Source organism: Paraplanobispora siamensis (assembly GCF_016863175.1).
GTDB lineage: Bacteria > Actinomycetota > Actinomycetes > Streptosporangiales > Streptosporangiaceae > Planobispora > Planobispora siamensis.
On sequence record NZ_BOOJ01000148.1, the window covers coordinates 1 to 890 of the forward strand.

Annotated in this window: 1 protein-coding gene; it reads right to left on the reverse strand. The window is 66.4% G+C overall.

Annotated features, from left to right (window positions below; all coding sequences use genetic code 11):
* Positions 1–890: carbohydrate ABC transporter permease (locus tag Psi01_RS42955; protein ID WP_204069966.1), on the reverse strand; the 890-nt coding region annotated here is incomplete at its 5' end.

Below are 890 nucleotides of genomic sequence, written 5' to 3' on the forward strand. Positions count from 1 at the left end.
TCACCAGACCTCCCCTTGCTTGCGCAGCGCGCGGCGGTAGACGACGGCCATCACGATCAGGAGCAGCAAGATGAGCACGCCCCAGGCCGCCGAGCCGGAGTAGTTGCGGATGCCGGTGAAGGCCTCGCGGTAGGCGTAGGTGACCAGGATCTCGGTGGAACTGCCCGGGCCTCCACCGGTGATCAGGAAGATCAGCGGGAACATGTTGAACGTCCAGATCGTGCCCAGCAGCAACACGGTGCTGGAGACCGTGCGCAGGCCCGGCACGGTGACGAAGCGGAAACGCTGCCAGGGCGAGGCGCCGTCCACCTCGGCCGCCTCATACAGCTCCCGGGGGATCGACTGCAGGCCGCCCAGCAGGGCCAGCATCATGAACGGGATGCCGATCCAGACGTTGACCGCGATGACGGCGATCTTCGCCGTGGTCGGGTCGTCCAGCCAGCCGACGCCGCCCAGGCCGACGCTGCGCAGCATGGCGTTGATCACGCCGTAGTCGCTGTTGTACAGATAGCGCCAGATGAACGCGGCGACGAACGGCGGGATCGCCCACGGCAGGATCAGCATCAGCCGGTAGGCCGACCGAAAGCGCATGTTCCGGTTGAGCATCAACGCCAGGCCAAGCCCGATGCCGTAGTGCAGCGTGACGCAGGCCACCGTCCACAGCACCGTCCAGGTGAGCTTCTCCCAGAACAGGCCGCTGCCCAGGATGGACAGGTAGTTGTCCAGCCCGGTGAACTCATACGTCGAGGGGATGACGTTGACGCCGATCGTGCGGCCCATGTTGGCCTCGGTGGCGTCGGTCATCGACAGGTAGACGCCCCGCACCAGCGGCCAGCCGATCAGTACGGCGGTGACCACCACGACCGGGGTCACCATCGCCCAGGCATACC